Below are 16809 nucleotides of genomic sequence, written 5' to 3' on the forward strand. Positions count from 1 at the left end.
CCTTTATTTTTCTTACCATCCCTATTCTACTAATTTGATTCAAATTACTGATAAGTGAATTTGAATCATTGGGACTTTCGCATTTTTTAATTGATGGAACTTAGCAAATGAAACTCGACTCGATTCATATCTACCCAGTTAAATCTATAGCCGGCATCTCGCTAGAGACAAGCCAAGTGAAACAAAGCGGTTTATTCGATGATCGACGTTATATGTTAGTCCTAGCCAATGGCAACTTTGTGACCGCTAGAAAGTACCCTATTTTAACTCAAATCCACGCCCTCTATGATTCACAAGGGCTTCTGTCTCTTAGTTATCAAGATAAAAGCATTAGGCTAGATCAAAGTAATTTTGCCGCTGACTATAAGTCAGTCAAGATTTGGGGAACACAAGTTTCTGCTCAAATCTGCGGCCAAGACTATAACAACTGGTTCAGTCAAATTATTGGTAAAGAGGTTGAACTAGTGTATTTCGGTGAGCAATCTGAGAGAGTTACTGGCAATAGACCTGACAAACCTGTTGCTTTTGCTGATGGCTATCCTTTCTTAATTACCTCAAAAGCCTCTTTAGAAGCATTACAAGCAGTTTGCCCCGAAAAAGTGAATATCGCTCAGTTTAGAGCTAATCTGATTATTGATGATTGTGATGCTTTTGCAGAAGACACTTGGGCAAGGTTTAAAATTGGTGAGGTTATTTTTGAAACGGTGAAACCTTGTGTCCGTTGTACGCTCACAACCGTAGACCCAGAAACAGGTGAGTTTAATAGCCAAGGCGAGCCCTTTAAGAGCCTTAAAAACTTTCGTTTTCTAAAGAAGGAAGGCAAAGATAAAGGCCCTACTTTTGGCATGAATATCGTCGCAATGAATGAAGGAAATATTAAAGCAGGCGATACTTTAGAGGTTTTAGAGTACCGAGACGCAGAAGTTTATAACACGCTTTAAGGAGGATAATAACTTAAGTGTTACTTATATTTTTAAGTAACACTTAAGTTAATTACAGTTAAAACAAAAACTTAAATTAACAATCTAAGATAGTTCCATTTCTCTTTTTTCTTCAGGCTGACTAAACATAGTCTGCAGTGTCTGCATCAACACCAAGACTCTCTCATCCGCAATCGTATAATAGATTGTTTGAGAATCCCTTCTTGTTGCAACCAAATTATCTTTACGAAGTACGGCTAAATGCTGAGACAAAGCAGATTGGCTTAAGCTAACACTTTTATTCAAAGCGCCAACCGACAATTCACCTGACTGTAATGTGCATAAGATCATCAGCCTATGTTCGTTACTGATAGCTTTAAGTAGGCTTGCAGCCTGACCTGTATGCGCTAAAAGTTCAGGAAAAAATATATTACTCGCTAGCATAACCACTCTCTAACCCGTTACTTTTTGTAACCACCATGTTACACGCGGCTAAAGTGCTTGGCTAGGTACTTTTACACTGTCCTTACACTCAAGATTATAAACCCACAAAGAAAATTTTATTCAACAAGATCAACCAGATGGGTTTAATTTTAGTGTAAAGTTTTTATTTAGCTAAAACCTCGATATTAAAGTCGGTCCATATTGGTGCGTGGTCAGAAGGCTTCTCCATTGCCCTTAAATCATAGTTAACATCCGCATCTTTTAAGCTTGTCATAAGCGTTTTTGTCGCCATAATGACATCAATTCTCAAGCCTCGTTTTGGTTCATCATCAAACCCTTTTGAGCGGTAATCAAACCAAGAATATCTATCAGTTTTGCCTGGGTTCAAATGACGGTATGTATCGGTTAATCCCCAATTTTCTAGTTTTGCATACCACTCACGCTCTATCGGCTGGAAACTGCATTTACCCGTTTTAAGCCAACGTTTTGCATTTTGCGGCCCGATACCTATGTCTAAATCAGTTGGAGAAATATTAATGTCGCCCATCACGATGACTTCTTCATCACCAATATGACTTTCTAAGTAATCCATAAGGTCTGCATAAAACTTTTGCTTAGCAGGAAACTTAGTTTCGTGCTCTATGTTTTCACCCTGTGGAAAATAGCCATTTATAACTTTCAGCAAGCCTTTATCTGTCTTGTAAGTGGCGATGATCATGCGCCTTTGAGCATCTTCTTCATCGTTTGGAAAACCATATTCAACTTTCACAGCCTCTTCTTTTGAGAAGATAGCCACACCATAGTGAGACTTTTGACCATAATAATAGGCGTGATAACCAATGCTTTGCGGAATTTCATGTGGGAAAACTTCATCGTGAACTTTGATTTCTTGAAGGCCAATAATATCGGGAGATTGGCTCTTTACCAGTTCTTCAATTTGATGGGGGCGTGCTCTTAAGCCGTTGATGTTAAAAGAAACAATTTTCATAACAAATCCTAGTATTGGGTTGTGTTCATGATACCCAGCTTAGCAGGCGAGTAACAGCAAAGACCATAGCTTAAAATAAAATTATCCGCTTTATTAAAATGCTTGGAATTAAATCACCTTTCCTCAGTCTGACTATTCAGGCTGGAGGGAAAAGTATCAAACTAGGCCGTATTTTGTGCTTAATATTAAAAAAACCATTGAAGGTACTTAAGGCAATCCCTATCACTTTAATAGTTCGATTCTTTTGGCATAGATTAGAGTCCACTGTTAGAATCATTTTAAAATTAAATTTCTGCAATTTCATGGAGTTAACATTATGTCTTATCAGTATGACTTGTTTGTCATAGGTGCAGGGTCAGGTGGTGTCAGAGCGAGCCGTATAGCAGCAGGTAAAGGGTATAAAGTCGCCGTTGCTGAAGCCAGTGCCTTAGGCGGTACTTGCGTTAATATAGGTTGTGTCCCAAAAAAGCTATTTGTATATGGCGCTGAATATGGCCACGGCTTTAGTGAAGCAGAAGGCTTTGGTTGGTCTAAGCAAGAAGCGACATTTGATTGGCCAACATTAAGAGATAATAAAACTAAAGAAATAGAAAGACTGAATGGCATTTACCAAAACATGCTAACCAAAGCAGGTGTTGAAATCATCAATGGTTACGCTAAGTTTGTTGATGCACACACAGTAGAAGTCGATGGCCAAACTTACACAGCAGAAAAGATCCTGATAGCTGTTGGCGCTAAGCCTTATATCCCCGAGATTGAAGGTGCTGAGCTTGCCGTTAGCTCTAACGAGATGTTCTACCTAGACAAACTCCCTAAGAAAGCCCTTGTTGTTGGCGGTGGTTATATCGCCGTAGAATTTGCAGGCATACTAAATGGCTTTGGAGTGGATACCAGCCTAGCTTATCGTGGTGATCAAGTCCTAAGAGGCTTTGATCAAGATGTTCGTGATTTTGCTAGCAATGAATATATCAAATCCGGTGTCGATCTAAGATTAAACACAGATATTCAAAGTATGTGTTTAGCTGATGCTAACCAAGTTGACGGTGCTCGAATCGTTACCTTTAAAGACGGCCGTGAAGAGAGCTTTGATTTGATTCTATACGCCACAGGTCGTGTACCTTATACAGATGGTTTGAATTTAGAAGCGGCTGGTATTGAACTAGATAAAGGCGCGATTAAGGTTAATAAAAACTTTGAAACATCTACCTCAAATGTATTCGCTCTAGGTGATGTGATAAACCGTGTGCAGCTAACCCCTGTTGCTATTGGTGAAGCCATGGCACTTATCCAGTACTGGTTTGAAGGAACAAGTGAAGAGTACGACTATGACAATATCCCTACTGCCGTGTTCAGCCAGCCGCCTATTGGTACCGTTGGTTTAAGTGAACAGGAAGCAGAAGCTCGTGGTATTGATTTTAGAGTTTACCAAGGTGACTTCAGAGCGATGAAGCATACTTTAAGTGGCTCTGATGCTCGCTGCTTAACTAAGCTTTTGGTAGACAACAGCAATGATAAAGTCATTGGTTGCCACATGGTTGGTGACTATGCAGGTGAGATTATTCAAGGTTTGGGTATTGCGATTAAAGCAGGCGCAACCAAAGCAGACTTTGATGCAACAGTTGGCGTACACCCTTCTACTGCTGAAGAGTTTGTTACCTTTTCTGAAGGTTCTCTCAAAAAACGCTAGTCAAACTTTTTAATCAGAGCAGGAGACTTTATTCTTGCTCTGATTATTTCCTCTGGATTCAAGCTTTTATCTAAGCTAATCTTGTCCCTCATTATTCAGCTTAAGACCCCTTCGACACTCTTTAAGCTAAACGGACTAGACCTTGCCAATTATCGGCAATCGAGACTTTCTCGTATCAACATTAAGGATGAATATAAACGCTTTCCCTATGCTTTGATGTTTGTATTTTTATACAAGTATGACCATAAGCTCACAAACCAAAACATCAGATTCACTGTTTAAACTCGAACGCATAAAACGCTTTCCTACCATTGTTTGGCTCATTCTATTCGGTACTTTTTTAGCCCGTACTAGCTATTTTATGGCTTGGCCTTTTCTTATTGTTGTTTTGTTCGATGATTATCATGCAAGCGAAGCTCAAATAGGTTTGATCTTTGCTGTGTCTGCTGCCGTTGCCTCGGTATTTGGTCTTTATGTTGGCTACTTATCTGACAAGTTAGGCCGCAAACTCATCATGCTAATTGGCTGTATTTTTGCGGGTTTGATTTATTATGGCATTGGCGGTGCAAATGAACTCTGGCAACTGGCTGCCTTAATGATTTTTGCAGGTCTCATGAGACCTACGATTGAAGCGCCGGGTAAAGCCGTCATCAGTGATAACCTAGAATCAGAGAAAGACAGAGAATTAGCCTTAAATATGCGCTATTTCATTCTCAATGCTGGCGGTGCAATCGGCCCACTTCTCGGCATCAGTTTAGCCTTATCACAGCCTCAAGCTTTGTTTTATGTTACGGGTGTGACCTACTTTGTTTACGCACTTATGCTGGGGCTTGGTTTTCACTTTAGTAGGGTTACCCTGCCCCCAAGCCATGAATCCGTCATACGCTTTCGTAAAGTGTTTATGGTAATTGCTAATGACAAGCTTTTCATGGGCCTCTTGATTGCAAACATACTACTGATGTTTGTCTATTCCCATATTGAGTCGTCGATTCCTCAAGTATTAGCCAGAAGCGGCTTAGAAGATGCCGTTAAATGGATTGGCATTCTTGTAGTCGTTAACACCTGCACCGTGATTTTGCTTCAGTTTCCCCTATTGGCCTTATTGGAAAAGAAAAATGTCTTTTTCAGAACCCGTTTAGGTGTAGGTTTAATGGGAGTGGCGCAAATAATCTTTATTTTTACCCCTGAAGATTATGCCTATGGTTGGGTGCTTGGCACGCTATTTTTGAGTATTGGGGAAGTAATTGCATTTCCGACTTTGAGTGTGCAAATTGACCGTCTCGCTCCTGCGCACCTGAAAGGTAGTTATTTCGGAGCCGCCTCATTGTATTCCATTGGTTTTGCAACTGGCCCTTTAGTGGGTGGATGGTTATTAAGCCTACAGGCTAAAGTTAGCCTATTTGTGGTTTGTCTCTTGTGCGTATTAGCCATTATTGTCATCTATTACCAAGCACAAAAACTGGCGCAAACCAGACCATCATAGTGATACGTCACTCGCCTTCAAATAATGATTTTAAATGCCTATGAATTTTAACTTTAAAACGCATAGGCATCGCCATTATTGAGGTCTAACTAAGCCGATATAACTTGCGAACCTTGGGATCTGATTTTTAGTTAAGCCATGATACTTAAAACGAATCAGACTACCCAATTCTGGAGGAGCAATTCGCTCCTCATCACTTAAGCCTGAACCAATCTTAAAACGTATTATTGGGCTGTCATGATTTTCTTGCCAAAGCACGACTAAAGCGCCTGTTTGTCCTTGGTATTTTCCATTACCAGGCACGTACGCCTTCACTCTCGCTTGTGACTCTTGATAAGGTTTAAGTTTGAGGACATTATCACTTCGACCAGACGCAAATTTTGCCTGCTTTCTATGTAAAATAAGCCCTTCAGCCCCTCTTTTTGTGTAGTCCTTTAACATCTCACTTAAAGCATCATTATCTTTTATAGTGATTTGCTCAATAGGCTTGATAAAATCAGTATTTAACTCATTGAGTAAAGCCGTATAAGCTTTGGCCCTTACTTCAAAGGGCGATTGGTAATCAGGCATATCAAACACTTTATAGGTGATCTTTTTCCATGCTTCTTGATTTACCTTCTTACTTAATACGGTAGAAGCAACAAATTCAAAATCTTGTCGCTTAGACCATAGCTCACCATCTAACCAAACATCAGGCAAGGCCTCTATAAACCAAGTTGGTGCATGAATTGGATTACCATTTTTCGTGACTAATTTACCCTCTCGCCAGATTGCCCTCACACCATCAAATTTTTCACTAACAAGATAATCTTCAAGATGAATATTTGATTGATAAACACTCACTAATTGCACTGGCAATTCAGCTTTTAGAAGCGGGGAAAATAAAGCTAAGCAGGTTAAAGCACACAAGATTTGTGCTCTTGAGATGAGGTTAAATATAAGAGAGGTTAAATCTGTTAAATACCTAAGCAACATAAAGACTCCTTGTCATTTGCTTAAAAAATTAGCTAAAGTATGTCTGCCTTCCTAGCGGACAAAGAAAGTGTACACGAGTCTTCATCATTAGATGAATGTCTGAGTCAACTTAATAGCTTGGTATCAATAGAAGCACTGTTTTAGATACAAATGATAGGGATACCCAGTGACTAACCGACAAAGTCTTAACTATTTTATTCGCTTAATAGGATTCATTCCCTTATTACCTCTCATTATCTTTCAAGCAAAAAAGGTAAAAGCGAATACTCTGCGCTTACCCATTGCAGATGGAAAGCAAGTCTCTCACTCCCCAAATGCCAGTTTAAATATATTGCATATAGGGGAAAGTACTGTAGCAGGTGTTGGTGTTAATAAACTCGAACAAGGGTTAACCAAGGGCATTATCGATAGGCTCAACCAAGTTCATACAGGCTCTATTAATTGGCATATTCTAGCTAAAAATGGTGCAACCCTATCTCAATTGAATCAACTTAGCTCTGACTTAATTAATCCTGATATTTTATTAATTACTGTCGGTGTGAATGATACAACCAAGTTTACTTCGACAAAAAACTGGCGGATGCAGTTAAAGCAATGCGTCGATAAGTTTTCTGGTCCAAATAGTCAGGTATTTTTTACTCAAGTACCAGACATGGCACTGTTTCCAGCGCTTCCCTTCCCTTTAAACCGCTTTATTGGTTTAAGGTCTCAATTACTCGACCTATGTTTAAAGAAACTATGCCTTAGCTCAAACTGGACTTTTATTGAGGCAAGCCTACCCATTCAACCCAAGTGGATGGCAATTGATGGCTACCATCCAAACCAGGCGGGATATCAAGTTTGGGCAGAACAAATTAGTCACAGTATTCTAGAAGCTCTCAAAATAAAGCCAAAACTCTAAATTAATTTGGTTACTAAGATAGCCAAGTTTCTAGAAGGTCCGCTTCTTTATTACGTCGACTAGGATATTTATCACCAAAGTTACGCAAGTTTTTGCATGCTGCTTGCCAATCCCCTGACGTTACTTGACGCCAAAAATTAGGGGTTTTTAATCTAAGACTGCCATATTGAAACGACACAGAAGCAATAACCGTTTGGCACTGAGAAGATAGCGCATCGAAGTCAGCATAAGTATCAGCAGCTCGCCATTCTCTAATTAAATTAAACTGTGCATTTTTATGGCTGAATTCATTAATGCAGTCCACCTCTTCAGTCGTAACCGTAAGCGGATATTCTGCCAGTACATCACAGGCATTTTGTTTAATCTTATCAGCATAAGGCAGTAGTTTTTTGCATAGGTCACCAGTGAAAGCCTGCTTTAGTTCTGCTTGAGTACGCTGGCCAATATCAAAGCCAGACCCTATGGTGACGCCTGATTTACTGGTTTTTGGATCAGGTACATAGCCCTTATTACTTGAACCTTCAAGCTTCGAAATAAAGGTAAAATCAATTTTTGATTGTGAGAAGTCGGAGTCTGACATGATAGTTTCCTTGGCATTAGATGGAAACTAACGTTAACTTGGTAAGAGTGTTTGAAAATATGAAAAATCGATTAAAAATTACGTTAAAAAACCGACTGAGTTAGAAGCTGTTAAAGGGTATAAACTCATTATACCCTTCATCTTGATACCTTTATTTTTTAGTTTGATTAGCTTCCACCAGCCCTTCCAGCTTTTCAATAATGTACTTACCTATCGGAAATGCAGAAGTAGCTGCCGGAGAAGGCGCATTGCAGACATGTAGGGAGCGTTTAGATTGGGCAAATAAAAAGTCATGTACCAAGCTACCATCTTGCATAACGGCTTGCGCTCTTATCCCCGCTGGATAGCTTTCTAAGTCATCTAGATTGATTTGGTCACAGTACTTTTGAACTTCCTTTAAATAGCCTTGCTTAAACCAAGAGTTGCGAGTTTCTTTTAAACCCGTTTTCCAATGTTGAGCTAACAAACGCCAAAAGCCTTTGAATAACACCATTTGCCAAACATCTTTCAAACTAAAGTTAAGCTTGCCATAACCTTCTCGTTTCCACCCTTGTACTGCATTTGGCCCCACTGTCACTGAGCCATCTATCATACGAGTAAGATGCACACCTAAAAAAGGAAGCTCTGGGTCTGGCACAGGATAAATGAGATGCTTCACAATTTGATCATGCTTGGCATTCAGGCGGTAATACTCCCCCCTAAAAGGTATGATTTGAAAATCGGTTTTTATACCCAACATTTTTGTGGTTCTATCAGCCATCAAGCCGGTACAAGCCACTACAAACTGGCTAGTAATCCAGCTTTTTGTGGGAGCCTGTTTAGCACCAGATTGATCTATTTCAATATGCACAGCGTCATTTGTTTCTTTCAACCCTATAACTTCACCTGAAGTCATTAGAATGCCACCTAATCCGGTAAAGAGTTGAGCGAGTTTTTCACATATTTTTTGATAATTTACGATACCTGTATCTTTAACTAAAATCGCCGCAAGCCCTTTAATATTAGGCTCTTCAGCTCTTAAAGCAGGCTGGTCTAACCATTGAATAGGAATTTCATTTTCATCACATCGCAGTTTTAATGCTTCTAGTCGTGAGAGCTCTAAGGCATTCGTGGCAACCAAAAGTTTGCCACACACATCAAAGTCAATCTTGTGTTCTGCACAAAAAGTTTTAGTGGCAGCTGCCCCTTGCTTACAGAACTGCGCTTTTAAGCTACCTGGCTGATAATACACACCTGCATGAATCACCCCACTATTGTGCCCTGTTTGGTGCAAACCAAATTCAGCTTCTTTTTCAATCAGGACTATTATTTTATCTGGATAAGCTTGTTGCAATTGCCAAGCCGTTGATAGCCCCACAATGCCGCCACCTAAAATAGAAATGTCATAGATTGGGGTTTCAATTTGGCTCATATTTTATGCTCTATAGTTAAATTTTAGTCTTAAGCTTGCTTTGAAAATCAAGTCGGTTTAAACACGCTCTTTTATGTAATCTAAAAACGCCCTGACTTTTGGCGTAATACCTTTGCGACTTGGAACCAATGAATGTAATGCAACCTGAGGTCCATGCCAATTAGGTAAAACGCGAACGAGCTTGCCATCTTCCACATAGGTTTCCGCCATATAATCTGGTAATTGTCCGACTCCAAATCCATCTATCAGAACCTGTCTTATTACACTAAAATCATCCGATTCAAAACTCGGTTTAAAGTTAAATTCGAACTCTTGATCTTGATTTTCAAAAAGCCACAAGGGAGGGTTATTCAGACTATTCATATGCAGCAATTGAAAGTCATGTAAATTTGCAATGTGAGGTTCGGGCTTGCCGGCTAAATATTCAGGGGCAGCATAATAATTCAGATGGCGGCAACACAGAGAACTGGCCACCAAATTTGAATCGGCTAACTCTCCGACGCGAATGAGAATATCAAAGTTTTCATCTATTGCGTCAACACGACGATTAATCAGGCGAAAATCTACACTCACTTCAGGATAGGCTTCCATAAAGCCTGTCATTAAAGGCGCTATCAAGTTCTGCCCAACTGCCACAGAAGCACTCACTCTTAATGTGCCTCTTGGTGTTTGTGTCAGTGTTTCTAGAGAGTATTGGGCAGATTCCAACTCTTCTTTAATTCTCAAGCAATGCTGGTAATAGATTTGGCCAACTTCAGTCAAGGTATGTTTACGCGTGGTTCTTTGCAAAAGCGTCACTCCCAGACTCTCTTCTAACCGCGTTACCGTACGACTTATGTTGGATTTAGGCTTATTAAGCGACTCGCCAGCTGCAGTAAAACCACCTTTAGCGACCACTTCAGCAAAAACTAACATATCATTAATATTCATAGACTCACCACTATCAAACCCACCTTATCAATCTGCTGCTATAAGCCCAAGAATAGAGTGTAATACCTTGTTAATAATAACAAATTAAACTTTTTCTGTATTCGCTTGACCTTAAAATTTGACGAAACCTGCTAAGCTAAAAAGTAAGTTATACCCTGTATCCTTTACTGAGGCCGCTTATGTTATTTAACCAGTTCAGTATTGCCTTGTTGTTAATTCTCTTAACTCCTCCTCTAGTGGCAGCCCCCATCACTCTTTATAGTGAAGAATTTCCCCCTTTTAACTACACAGATAAAGGGAAATTTATTGGCGCTTCAACCGAAGTAGTAGAAGCCATCATGCAAATCACTGAACAGGAGTATGAAATTAAAAGCTTTCCTTGGGCCCGCTCTATGCATATCAGCCAAAGCAAGAAAAACGCATTTATTTTTTCTATTAGTCGTCGTAAAAGTAGAGAAGAATTATTTAAATGGGTCGGTATTTTAGTTCCTGCTAATCAATCCGTATTTGCCCTTAAAAGCCGAACAGACATTAAAATAAATACGCTTGAAGACATGAAGCCCTTCACAATAGGAACCACTTATAAAGATGCTAGGGAAACATTCCTATTAACCAAGGGATTTGATTTTGTGAACCTAAAGCGACTCAGTGGCGAAAACACTTACCAGCAACACTATAAACAGTTAAAGCAAGGCCGAATAGATCTTTGGCCTATGCCAAATGCCGTTATGAATCACGTCGTTACCTCATATGGTGATAAGCCTGACAATTGGATTCAAAACGTCTTTAAGTTAGATGAGATTTCTCAAGAAGGATATTACTTAGCAGCAAGCCTAACAACATCTGATGCTTTAATTAGAAAGCTTAGGCAGGCTCTAATTGATTTCAAACAATCAGAGGCCTACTCAAAAATCATTGTGAAATGGGGGTTATAAAAGCATTTTAGAAGCCTGGGTTATCCACTAAAAAGTCGAGTTCCTCTTGGCTAGATTCACGACCTAAAATTTCGTTTCTATGGGGATAACGACCAAAGAGGTTAATAATGTCCAGATGCTTTTGTTCATATTCTTTCATATTTTCATTATTAGATAATTGAAAGTAAGTTGACGCCTCTTCATGAACTAAAGCTGATTCACTATGCATAAAGGGCATCATCATAAAATTAAATTCTTCAGGTTCGTACTCTTTATAGTCCCCACGCCTGATTGCCTCTTGCGCTAAAACTAAGGCTAAGCTGTCAAAAGCAAATGATTTAGGCGTTCCTCGAAACATATTTCGCGAGAATTGATCCAATACTATAATTTCTGCTAAAGCCGATTTTGGGGTATTTCGCCAATGGCTTAGCTCACCCACGCTTGCTTGGTGGTGTAATACTGAAAAGCGCTCGCTAATGGCTTTATCTAAATCATCATCTTTGGCAAACCATTGTTTCGCTGACAATTCTTTGAACCAAAAATCCAATACTGACTGGTAACTCATGCCCTTGTCCTCTTATTTCTATATCGCACTTTTTAAATTAAAACCGCTCTAATTACGACAGATCCCCTAATACTATCTAACTAAAACAAGTTTGTACCAATTATTCTAAAAACCAAGATGTGAAATTTTAATTTCATATTTAGCAATAAAGATACTTATTATTCAGTTAATTTTCAGTTAGCATGCCCGAATTATTAACAGCGTCTCGTATCAGTAAGAGGATAAAGTCAAGCATGCGGTATTCAGTTTCGTACTTACATGGGCTTAGCCAAATTTTTTTACTGAGTAATCCTGTTATTGGTTTTGTAATAGTCATCACACTTGCCTTATTTTCACCCAGCTTATTAGTTGGCTGCCTTCTAGGGGCAACGACAGGTGTGGTCACGGCAAGTTTGATGAAATTAGATAAGCATAAAATTGATTTAGGCTTATTTGGTTATAACCCTGCTTTGCTTGGCATGGCGATTCTAACATTCTATGAATTCAGCCTTACAACTTGTGCCATCATAGTCCTTGCCAGTATTTTCAGCACGCTTATTACAGATAAAATAAGCACTCTTTTAGGGACGAAAATCCCTCCTTATACTAGCCCTTATATCCTTACTGCTTGGTTAGTCATACTACTAAGTTCCTACCTAAACCTTGCTCCAGTTAGCCTTATTATCGACACATCAGGTATGAGTATTGACTCATTCACGAGTATTAAAGGTTTAGGACAAGTTGTTTTTCTAGATAGCCTTATAGCCAGTATATTCTGCGTCATTGCTATCGCTATCCACTCCCATAAAATGGCCATGTGGACAGTATTCGCATCAGCTTTAAGTGTCATTTTTGCATTAAGTCTGGGGTTATCTCAGGATGGTATTGAGCAAGGTATTTATAGTTACAACGCTGTATTAGTGTGCATAGCATTAGTCGAGAAATGTAAATCTAAGCTAATAATGATGACTCTTGGTACCTGCTTGAGTGTATTAATTACCCATGCCTTTAGCTTTGTAGACTTACCCGCTTTAACTGCACCATTTGTCCTTTCTGTATGGATTATTTATGGGTTAAAGATATTGTACCGACCTATTTTTCCTCAGCTCACTCTTTAAGCTTAAATCGCCGACTAAATAAGAATCTAGGGAAGTAAGGGTAAACCGAATTACTTCCCTAGAAAGCTAAAGCCTGCTTTAAACTTTTATGAAAAACTTAAAAATTAGCGCTAGATTGTACTGTTTGGCCAAGATTACCTGAGGTGATTTGATTGTTAGCACCACCTTGCCATTCAACACCTGCACTAGCATCCGTGTCTTCACGCTTCACACATTTCCAATCGATTTGAGTATTCGCAGGTACTGATACAATACCTTGCCAATTTGGGTAATTTGCTGGGTCTAACTTAACCCCTTGAGCTGACTGCCAATTACCCAAAGCATCAATGTTGCCCACCGCATAAACACTTTGACCCAAATAGGTTGTCGCATTATTACAGCTAAAGCTAACATGGGCTTGGCTGCCTTGGTTTGTATCAGCTTTGAAGTTAGTAATAAATTGACTATAACATGATTGACCTGTGCCGCCGTTAGTCACATCGCCAATACGTAATACCGTCATGCCTTCGTAACTGGCATAACGAAAGGCATTTTCGATATTGTTCCAGCCTGTTTGGGTTGCAACACCACCTGCAAGTGCATTCTCTCCCTTAATCACAACGCCTTTATCGGCCGCACCTTCTGCCACCCAAAAGACTAAATCTTTAGCCAAACTATATTGTGGAGCAAAGTTTTGGTTATCCATTTCAAGAGCCGTGAAGTGTAATATCACAGACCTTGGGTTTGCTTTATAACTTTCAACTAAGGATAAGATGGTTTCATAACCATGGGCCGTATTACGGCTTGTTAAGTCGATATCAGAAGGAATCAAACCCGCTGCCATTTCTGCTGATCGACGAGTATTATCTGTAATCCCCATTTTCCAATGAATACCAGGGATTTTAAAACCTAACTCAACATTGTTAAGGGCGCCATCCAAGCTGGTAATAGCCATATCCATCATACGTTTGCCATGTGCCACCAAACTCTCGTGATACCAACGAATAAAGTCTTTACCATATTGAGTATTGAACTGATCCCCTTGATTGATAAAGAAATCTGCATTTGATGGTGGTGTCACTTGATTAATATTGGTCAAAGATAATGACCAAGCTTGGTTTATACCCGCCAAGTTTTGGTATTTCGTCATGCTCCAATTTTGAAAATCTGTTACAGCTCTAGCCCCATAAGCTTGGAAAGCCCCTCTTGTAGGGTAACCCGTTCCCGTATCATGACTATTATAAGAAGGGTATCTCAACTCACCTGCGGGCCCCATAGAGATATTAACTTCGTCTATCATGCTCGCTTTGCTGGCATATTGTGATTCAAACGCTTCTAAAAACTGCTGATATTGAGGTAATACAAGATCATCTGCCCAAAGCGAAACCGTTTCTTGGGAGTAGTTACCCTGCTCACTCAAATACTTAAGGTCATTTTGATTAACTGAACCATAGGCAGTCCAAATCCAATTCGGTAGTGGGATATTACAGTCATCCCCAACATTGCCACCGCATTGGTGCATGCTAATAATGGGTACCCAATGCAACGAGGCGTTTTCTAACTTTTCAACCACCTTGTCATAGTAGGTCCAATCAAAGTTTTGATCGCCAGCGGCTTCCACCTTACCCCACCAAACATCCACAGAAACAGCATCTATGCCCATATTTTTAGCGGTATAGAGCTGGTTTTGAAAGGTATTCCAAGCAGCCTCATTCGTAATTTCTAATGGAGCCATCACGTTCACTGTTTTGGCTTGATTTGCCTCTAACATCAGAGGATAAAAACAGGCACTAGTGAGCGTGGTTAATAGCGCAATTTGTTTCTTCATTTTCATTCCCTATAAAATTTTATTGTTATGGGCTCTGCTTGGCATACCGCCCTCTTAAGGTGCGAAACAGTATAGTTTTGACATTTTCCTTAGCTCAAGCCATAAGCGAACTCAATTTTCCCTTAATCCTTTATCACAAAAGCCAATTTTAAGAAGCAACACAGACAGTCACATATGATGAAAAAAATAACTTATAAGACATTGTTTTAATTTAATTTATTATGAGAATTCAAAAAAGCCAAATGACAAAAAACATCTTAAAATTATCTTAACAACAAAATTTAAAACATAAAAAAAGCCAGTATGAAGACACTTCATACTGGCCTTTACAATGAACCTAATTTCAATTAATTGAAATTACGCCTTTGTCGCTTGTCTTTTTTCTCTTAACAGGCGCTGACGCTCTTTATCATCCTGCTTTTCTTGGCGGTGTTTCATCACAGCATCGGAAACTTCTGCTCCTATATGTTCTTCGCCACGTTCTTTAGCTAACTGTACTTGACGCTCACGTTCAATAAAGCGCTGACGTTGTGCATCTGTGTACTTATCAAAACAATGGTGGCAGCTCACACCTTGTTGGAAACGCTCATCTTCTTGCTCTTCTTTGGTAATTGGCATACGGCAAGCGTGACACTGGTCATATTCACCTTTTTCAAGGTCGTGATTCACTGAGACTCGGTTATCAAAAACAAAGCAGTCACCTTCCCAAAGTGTTTCTTCTTTTGGCACTTCTTCTAAGTACTTAAGAATACCGCCTTCTAAGTGGTAAACCTCTTCAAAACCTTGCTCTTTCATATAAGCTGTCGATTTTTCACAACGAATACCACCCGTACAGAACATAGCCACTTTCTTTTGTTTGCCTGGATCCATGTTTTCTTCAACATAAGCAGGAAACTCACGGAAAGTATCCGTTTTAGGGTTTACCGCATTTTTAAAGGTACCGATTTGTACTTCGTAGTCATTACGTGTATCAACCAAAACTACATCAGGATCAGAAATAAGAGCATTCCAATCTTTTGGTTTCACATAAGTACCAACAACTTCTTTTGGATCTATGCCTTCTACACCCATGGTAACGATTTCTTTTTTCAGTTTTACCTTAGTGCGGTAAAACGGCATCGCCTCATCATAAGATTCTTTCGAGACAATATTTTCAAGACCTGGTTGTTGATCCAACCAAGCTAACATAGCATCAATACCAGCACGGCTTCCTGCCACAGTACCGTTAATACCCTCTTCAGCTAATAACAAGGTACCACGTACCTCATTGTCAGTAAGACAAGCTAATAAAGGCTCTCTTAACTCAACATAGTTTTTTAAGGTAACAAACTTGTATAAAGCACAGACAACAACCTGTTCTGTATTTTCTGTGGGGGTATTAGTACGGGTAGATTGAGACATGTATCACTCCAATGCGGTCTGGAACGTAAAACCAGAGCAGTTAAAATTAAGGCGCGCATTATAGTGATATTCGTCAAAGAATTCGAGTTTTTAAACAAAATATCTAAAAACCCGATTCTTCTTTTTGAAGTGTATTTTCTTTATGTATTTTACTGACTGATATTAGAGACGAGTTTCACAACACTTAGCATCAGCCGCTAAATGAGGCACAAAATTACAAGGCCCATGACGAGAGTCTAGCTGCTCTTTCAAGATGCCCTGCCAAGCCAGATCACATGCTCCTGTTGAACCCGGCATTGCCACCACTAAAGTATTATTAGCAAGTCCAGCTAACGCGCGAGACTGTACAGTAGAAGTACCAATATCAGCATAAGATAAGTGTCTAAATAACTCACCAAAGCCATCAATGGTTTTATCAAGTAAAGGCGTAATCGCCTCGGGGGTTGAGTCACGACTGGTAAAGCCTGTACCACCTGTTATCAGAACCACATTAACCTCAGCAGCACTGATCCACGCAGATAAATAGGCACGAATTTCATAAATATCATCCTTACAGATGATTTTATCTTCATAATGATGCCCAGCGCTTTGAAGCGCCTCAACAAGATGTTTCCCCGATGTATCTGTCTGCCTTGTGCGGGTATCCGATACGGTTAAAACAGCAATACGTAGAGGAACAAACTCTTTACTTACATGGTTTCCCATG

At 39.6% G+C, this 16809-nt stretch carries 16 protein-coding genes; 6 read left to right on the plus strand and 10 right to left on the minus strand.

Going from position 1 to position 16809, the window contains the following annotated elements:
* The first annotated feature begins 107 nt into the window (after positions 1-107).
* Positions 108-941, plus strand: coding sequence for an MOSC domain-containing protein (locus OA91_RS11350; protein WP_063338318.1), 834 nt, complete (start codon positions 108-110; stop codon positions 939-941).
* Between the two features lie 84 nt (positions 942-1025).
* On the opposite strand, the gene OA91_RS11355 is transcribed toward OA91_RS11350, so the two are convergent.
* Together OA91_RS11355 and xthA are read right to left on the minus strand one after the other, a co-directional pair.
* Positions 1026-1364 carry an ArsR/SmtB family transcription factor gene (locus OA91_RS11355; protein ID WP_046019131.1) on the minus strand — a complete coding sequence of 113 codons (339 nt, stop codon included), beginning with the start codon at positions 1362-1364 and terminating at the stop codon, positions 1026-1028.
* A gap of 163 nt (positions 1365-1527) precedes the next feature.
* Entirely contained in the window at positions 1528-2352 is an 825-nt protein-coding gene (gene xthA, locus OA91_RS11360) for an exodeoxyribonuclease III (protein ID WP_063338319.1), read from the minus strand.
* A 316-nt stretch (positions 2353-2668) separates the two neighbouring features.
* On the opposite strand from xthA, the gene gorA reads away from it, so the two are divergent.
* Together gorA and OA91_RS11370 are read left to right on the plus strand one after the other, a co-directional pair.
* Positions 2669-4039, plus strand: a complete 1371-nt coding sequence (gene gorA / locus OA91_RS11365) for a glutathione-disulfide reductase (RefSeq protein ID WP_063338320.1) — start codon at positions 2669-2671, stop codon at positions 4037-4039.
* A 238-nt stretch (positions 4040-4277) separates the two neighbouring features.
* Positions 4278-5522 (plus strand): MDR family MFS transporter, encoded by a 1245-nt coding sequence (locus OA91_RS11370; protein ID WP_063338385.1) that lies wholly within the window; start codon positions 4278-4280, stop codon positions 5520-5522.
* A gap of 75 nt (positions 5523-5597) precedes the next feature.
* On the opposite strand, the gene OA91_RS11375 is transcribed toward OA91_RS11370, so the two are convergent.
* Positions 5598-6497 carry a DNA ligase gene (locus tag OA91_RS11375; RefSeq protein WP_082827904.1) on the minus strand — a complete coding sequence of 300 codons (900 nt, stop codon included), beginning with the start codon at positions 6495-6497 and terminating at the stop codon, positions 5598-5600.
* Positions 6498-6663: 166 nt separating this feature from the next.
* On the opposite strand from OA91_RS11375, the gene OA91_RS11380 reads away from it, so the two are divergent.
* Positions 6664-7398 (plus strand): SGNH/GDSL hydrolase family protein, encoded by a 735-nt coding sequence (locus OA91_RS11380; RefSeq protein ID WP_063338321.1) that lies wholly within the window; start codon positions 6664-6666, stop codon positions 7396-7398.
* Between the two features lie 13 nt (positions 7399-7411).
* Here the strand turns inward: OA91_RS11380 and OA91_RS11385 are convergent, their stop codons facing one another.
* The 3 genes from OA91_RS11385 to OA91_RS11395 all read right to left on the minus strand — a co-directional run bounded on the left by OA91_RS11385 (position 7412) and on the right by OA91_RS11395 (position 10319).
* Entirely contained in the window at positions 7412-7978 is a 567-nt protein-coding gene (locus OA91_RS11385) for a pesticin C-terminus-like muramidase (protein WP_063338322.1), read from the minus strand.
* Between the two features lie 151 nt (positions 7979-8129).
* On the minus strand, positions 8130-9389 hold the full coding sequence (gene lhgO / locus OA91_RS11390) for an L-2-hydroxyglutarate oxidase (RefSeq protein ID WP_063338323.1): 1260 nt from the start codon (positions 9387-9389) through the stop codon (positions 8130-8132).
* A gap of 57 nt (positions 9390-9446) precedes the next feature.
* Complete coding sequence (locus OA91_RS11395; RefSeq protein ID WP_063338324.1) at positions 9447-10319, minus strand: LysR family transcriptional regulator; 873 nt, start codon at positions 10317-10319, stop codon at positions 9447-9449.
* A 179-nt stretch (positions 10320-10498) separates the two neighbouring features.
* On the opposite strand from OA91_RS11395, the gene OA91_RS11400 reads away from it, so the two are divergent.
* Positions 10499-11254 (plus strand): substrate-binding periplasmic protein, encoded by a 756-nt coding sequence (locus tag OA91_RS11400; RefSeq protein ID WP_063338325.1) that lies wholly within the window; start codon positions 10499-10501, stop codon positions 11252-11254.
* 7 nt (positions 11255-11261) lie between these two features.
* Here the strand turns inward: OA91_RS11400 and OA91_RS11405 are convergent, their stop codons facing one another.
* Positions 11262-11798 (minus strand): DUF924 family protein, encoded by a 537-nt coding sequence (locus tag OA91_RS11405; RefSeq protein WP_063338326.1) that lies wholly within the window; start codon positions 11796-11798, stop codon positions 11262-11264.
* Positions 11799-12031: 233 nt separating this feature from the next.
* On the opposite strand from OA91_RS11405, the gene OA91_RS11410 reads away from it, so the two are divergent.
* Positions 12032-12895, plus strand: a complete 864-nt coding sequence (locus OA91_RS11410) for an urea transporter (RefSeq protein WP_063338327.1) — start codon at positions 12032-12034, stop codon at positions 12893-12895.
* A 97-nt stretch (positions 12896-12992) separates the two neighbouring features.
* Here OA91_RS11410 and OA91_RS11415 read toward each other — a convergent pair whose 3' ends face one another.
* The 3 genes from OA91_RS11415 to moaB all read right to left on the minus strand — a co-directional run bounded on the left by OA91_RS11415 (position 12993) and on the right by moaB (position 16808).
* Positions 12993-14702: a family 14 glycosylhydrolase gene (locus OA91_RS11415; protein WP_231870359.1), complete on the minus strand. Its 1710-nt coding sequence runs from the start codon at positions 14700-14702 to the stop codon at positions 12993-12995.
* 357 nt (positions 14703-15059) lie between these two features.
* Positions 15060-16103: an oxygen-dependent tRNA uridine(34) hydroxylase TrhO gene (trhO, locus tag OA91_RS11420; RefSeq protein ID WP_063338329.1), complete on the minus strand. Its 1044-nt coding sequence runs from the start codon at positions 16101-16103 to the stop codon at positions 15060-15062.
* A gap of 162 nt (positions 16104-16265) precedes the next feature.
* Complete coding sequence (moaB, locus tag OA91_RS11425) at positions 16266-16808, minus strand: molybdenum cofactor biosynthesis protein B (RefSeq protein WP_063338330.1); 543 nt, start codon at positions 16806-16808, stop codon at positions 16266-16268.
* Position 16809: the final 1 nt, after the last annotated feature.

Source organism: Marinomonas sp. SBI8L (genome assembly GCF_001624705.1).
In the GTDB taxonomy this organism is placed as follows: Bacteria; Pseudomonadota; Gammaproteobacteria; order Pseudomonadales; family Marinomonadaceae; genus Marinomonas.

Bases quoted from the DNA above. Each gene is read 5' to 3' on its own strand.
- OA91_RS11350 (WP_063338318.1), top strand. From the start codon at position 108: ATGAAACTCGACTCGATTCATATCTACCCAGTTAAATCTATAGCCGGC.
- OA91_RS11355 (WP_046019131.1), bottom strand. From the start codon at position 1,364: ATGCTAGCGAGTAATATATTTTTTCCTGAACTTTTAGCGCATACAGGT.
- xthA (WP_063338319.1), bottom strand. From the start codon at position 2,352: ATGAAAATTGTTTCTTTTAACATCAACGGCTTAAGAGCACGCCCCCAT.
- gorA (WP_063338320.1), top strand. From the start codon at position 2,669: ATGTCTTATCAGTATGACTTGTTTGTCATAGGTGCAGGGTCAGGTGGT.
- OA91_RS11370 (WP_063338385.1), top strand. From the start codon at position 4,278: ATGACCATAAGCTCACAAACCAAAACATCAGATTCACTGTTTAAACTC.
- OA91_RS11375 (WP_082827904.1), bottom strand. From the start codon at position 6,497: ATGTTGCTTAGGTATTTAACAGATTTAACCTCTCTTATATTTAACCTC.
- OA91_RS11385 (WP_063338322.1), bottom strand. From the start codon at position 7,978: ATGTCAGACTCCGACTTCTCACAATCAAAAATTGATTTTACCTTTATT.
- lhgO (WP_063338323.1), bottom strand. From the start codon at position 9,389: ATGAGCCAAATTGAAACCCCAATCTATGACATTTCTATTTTAGGTGGC.
- OA91_RS11395 (WP_063338324.1), bottom strand. From the start codon at position 10,319: ATGAATATTAATGATATGTTAGTTTTTGCTGAAGTGGTCGCTAAAGGT.
- OA91_RS11400 (WP_063338325.1), top strand. From the start codon at position 10,499: ATGTTATTTAACCAGTTCAGTATTGCCTTGTTGTTAATTCTCTTAACT.
- OA91_RS11405 (WP_063338326.1), bottom strand. From the start codon at position 11,798: ATGAGTTACCAGTCAGTATTGGATTTTTGGTTCAAAGAATTGTCAGCG.
- OA91_RS11410 (WP_063338327.1), top strand. From the start codon at position 12,032: ATGCGGTATTCAGTTTCGTACTTACATGGGCTTAGCCAAATTTTTTTA.
- OA91_RS11415 (WP_231870359.1), bottom strand. From the start codon at position 14,702: ATGAAGAAACAAATTGCGCTATTAACCACGCTCACTAGTGCCTGTTTT.
- trhO (WP_063338329.1), bottom strand. From the start codon at position 16,103: ATGTCTCAATCTACCCGTACTAATACCCCCACAGAAAATACAGAACAG.
- moaB (WP_063338330.1), bottom strand. From the start codon at position 16,808: ATGGGAAACCATGTAAGTAAAGAGTTTGTTCCTCTACGTATTGCTGTT.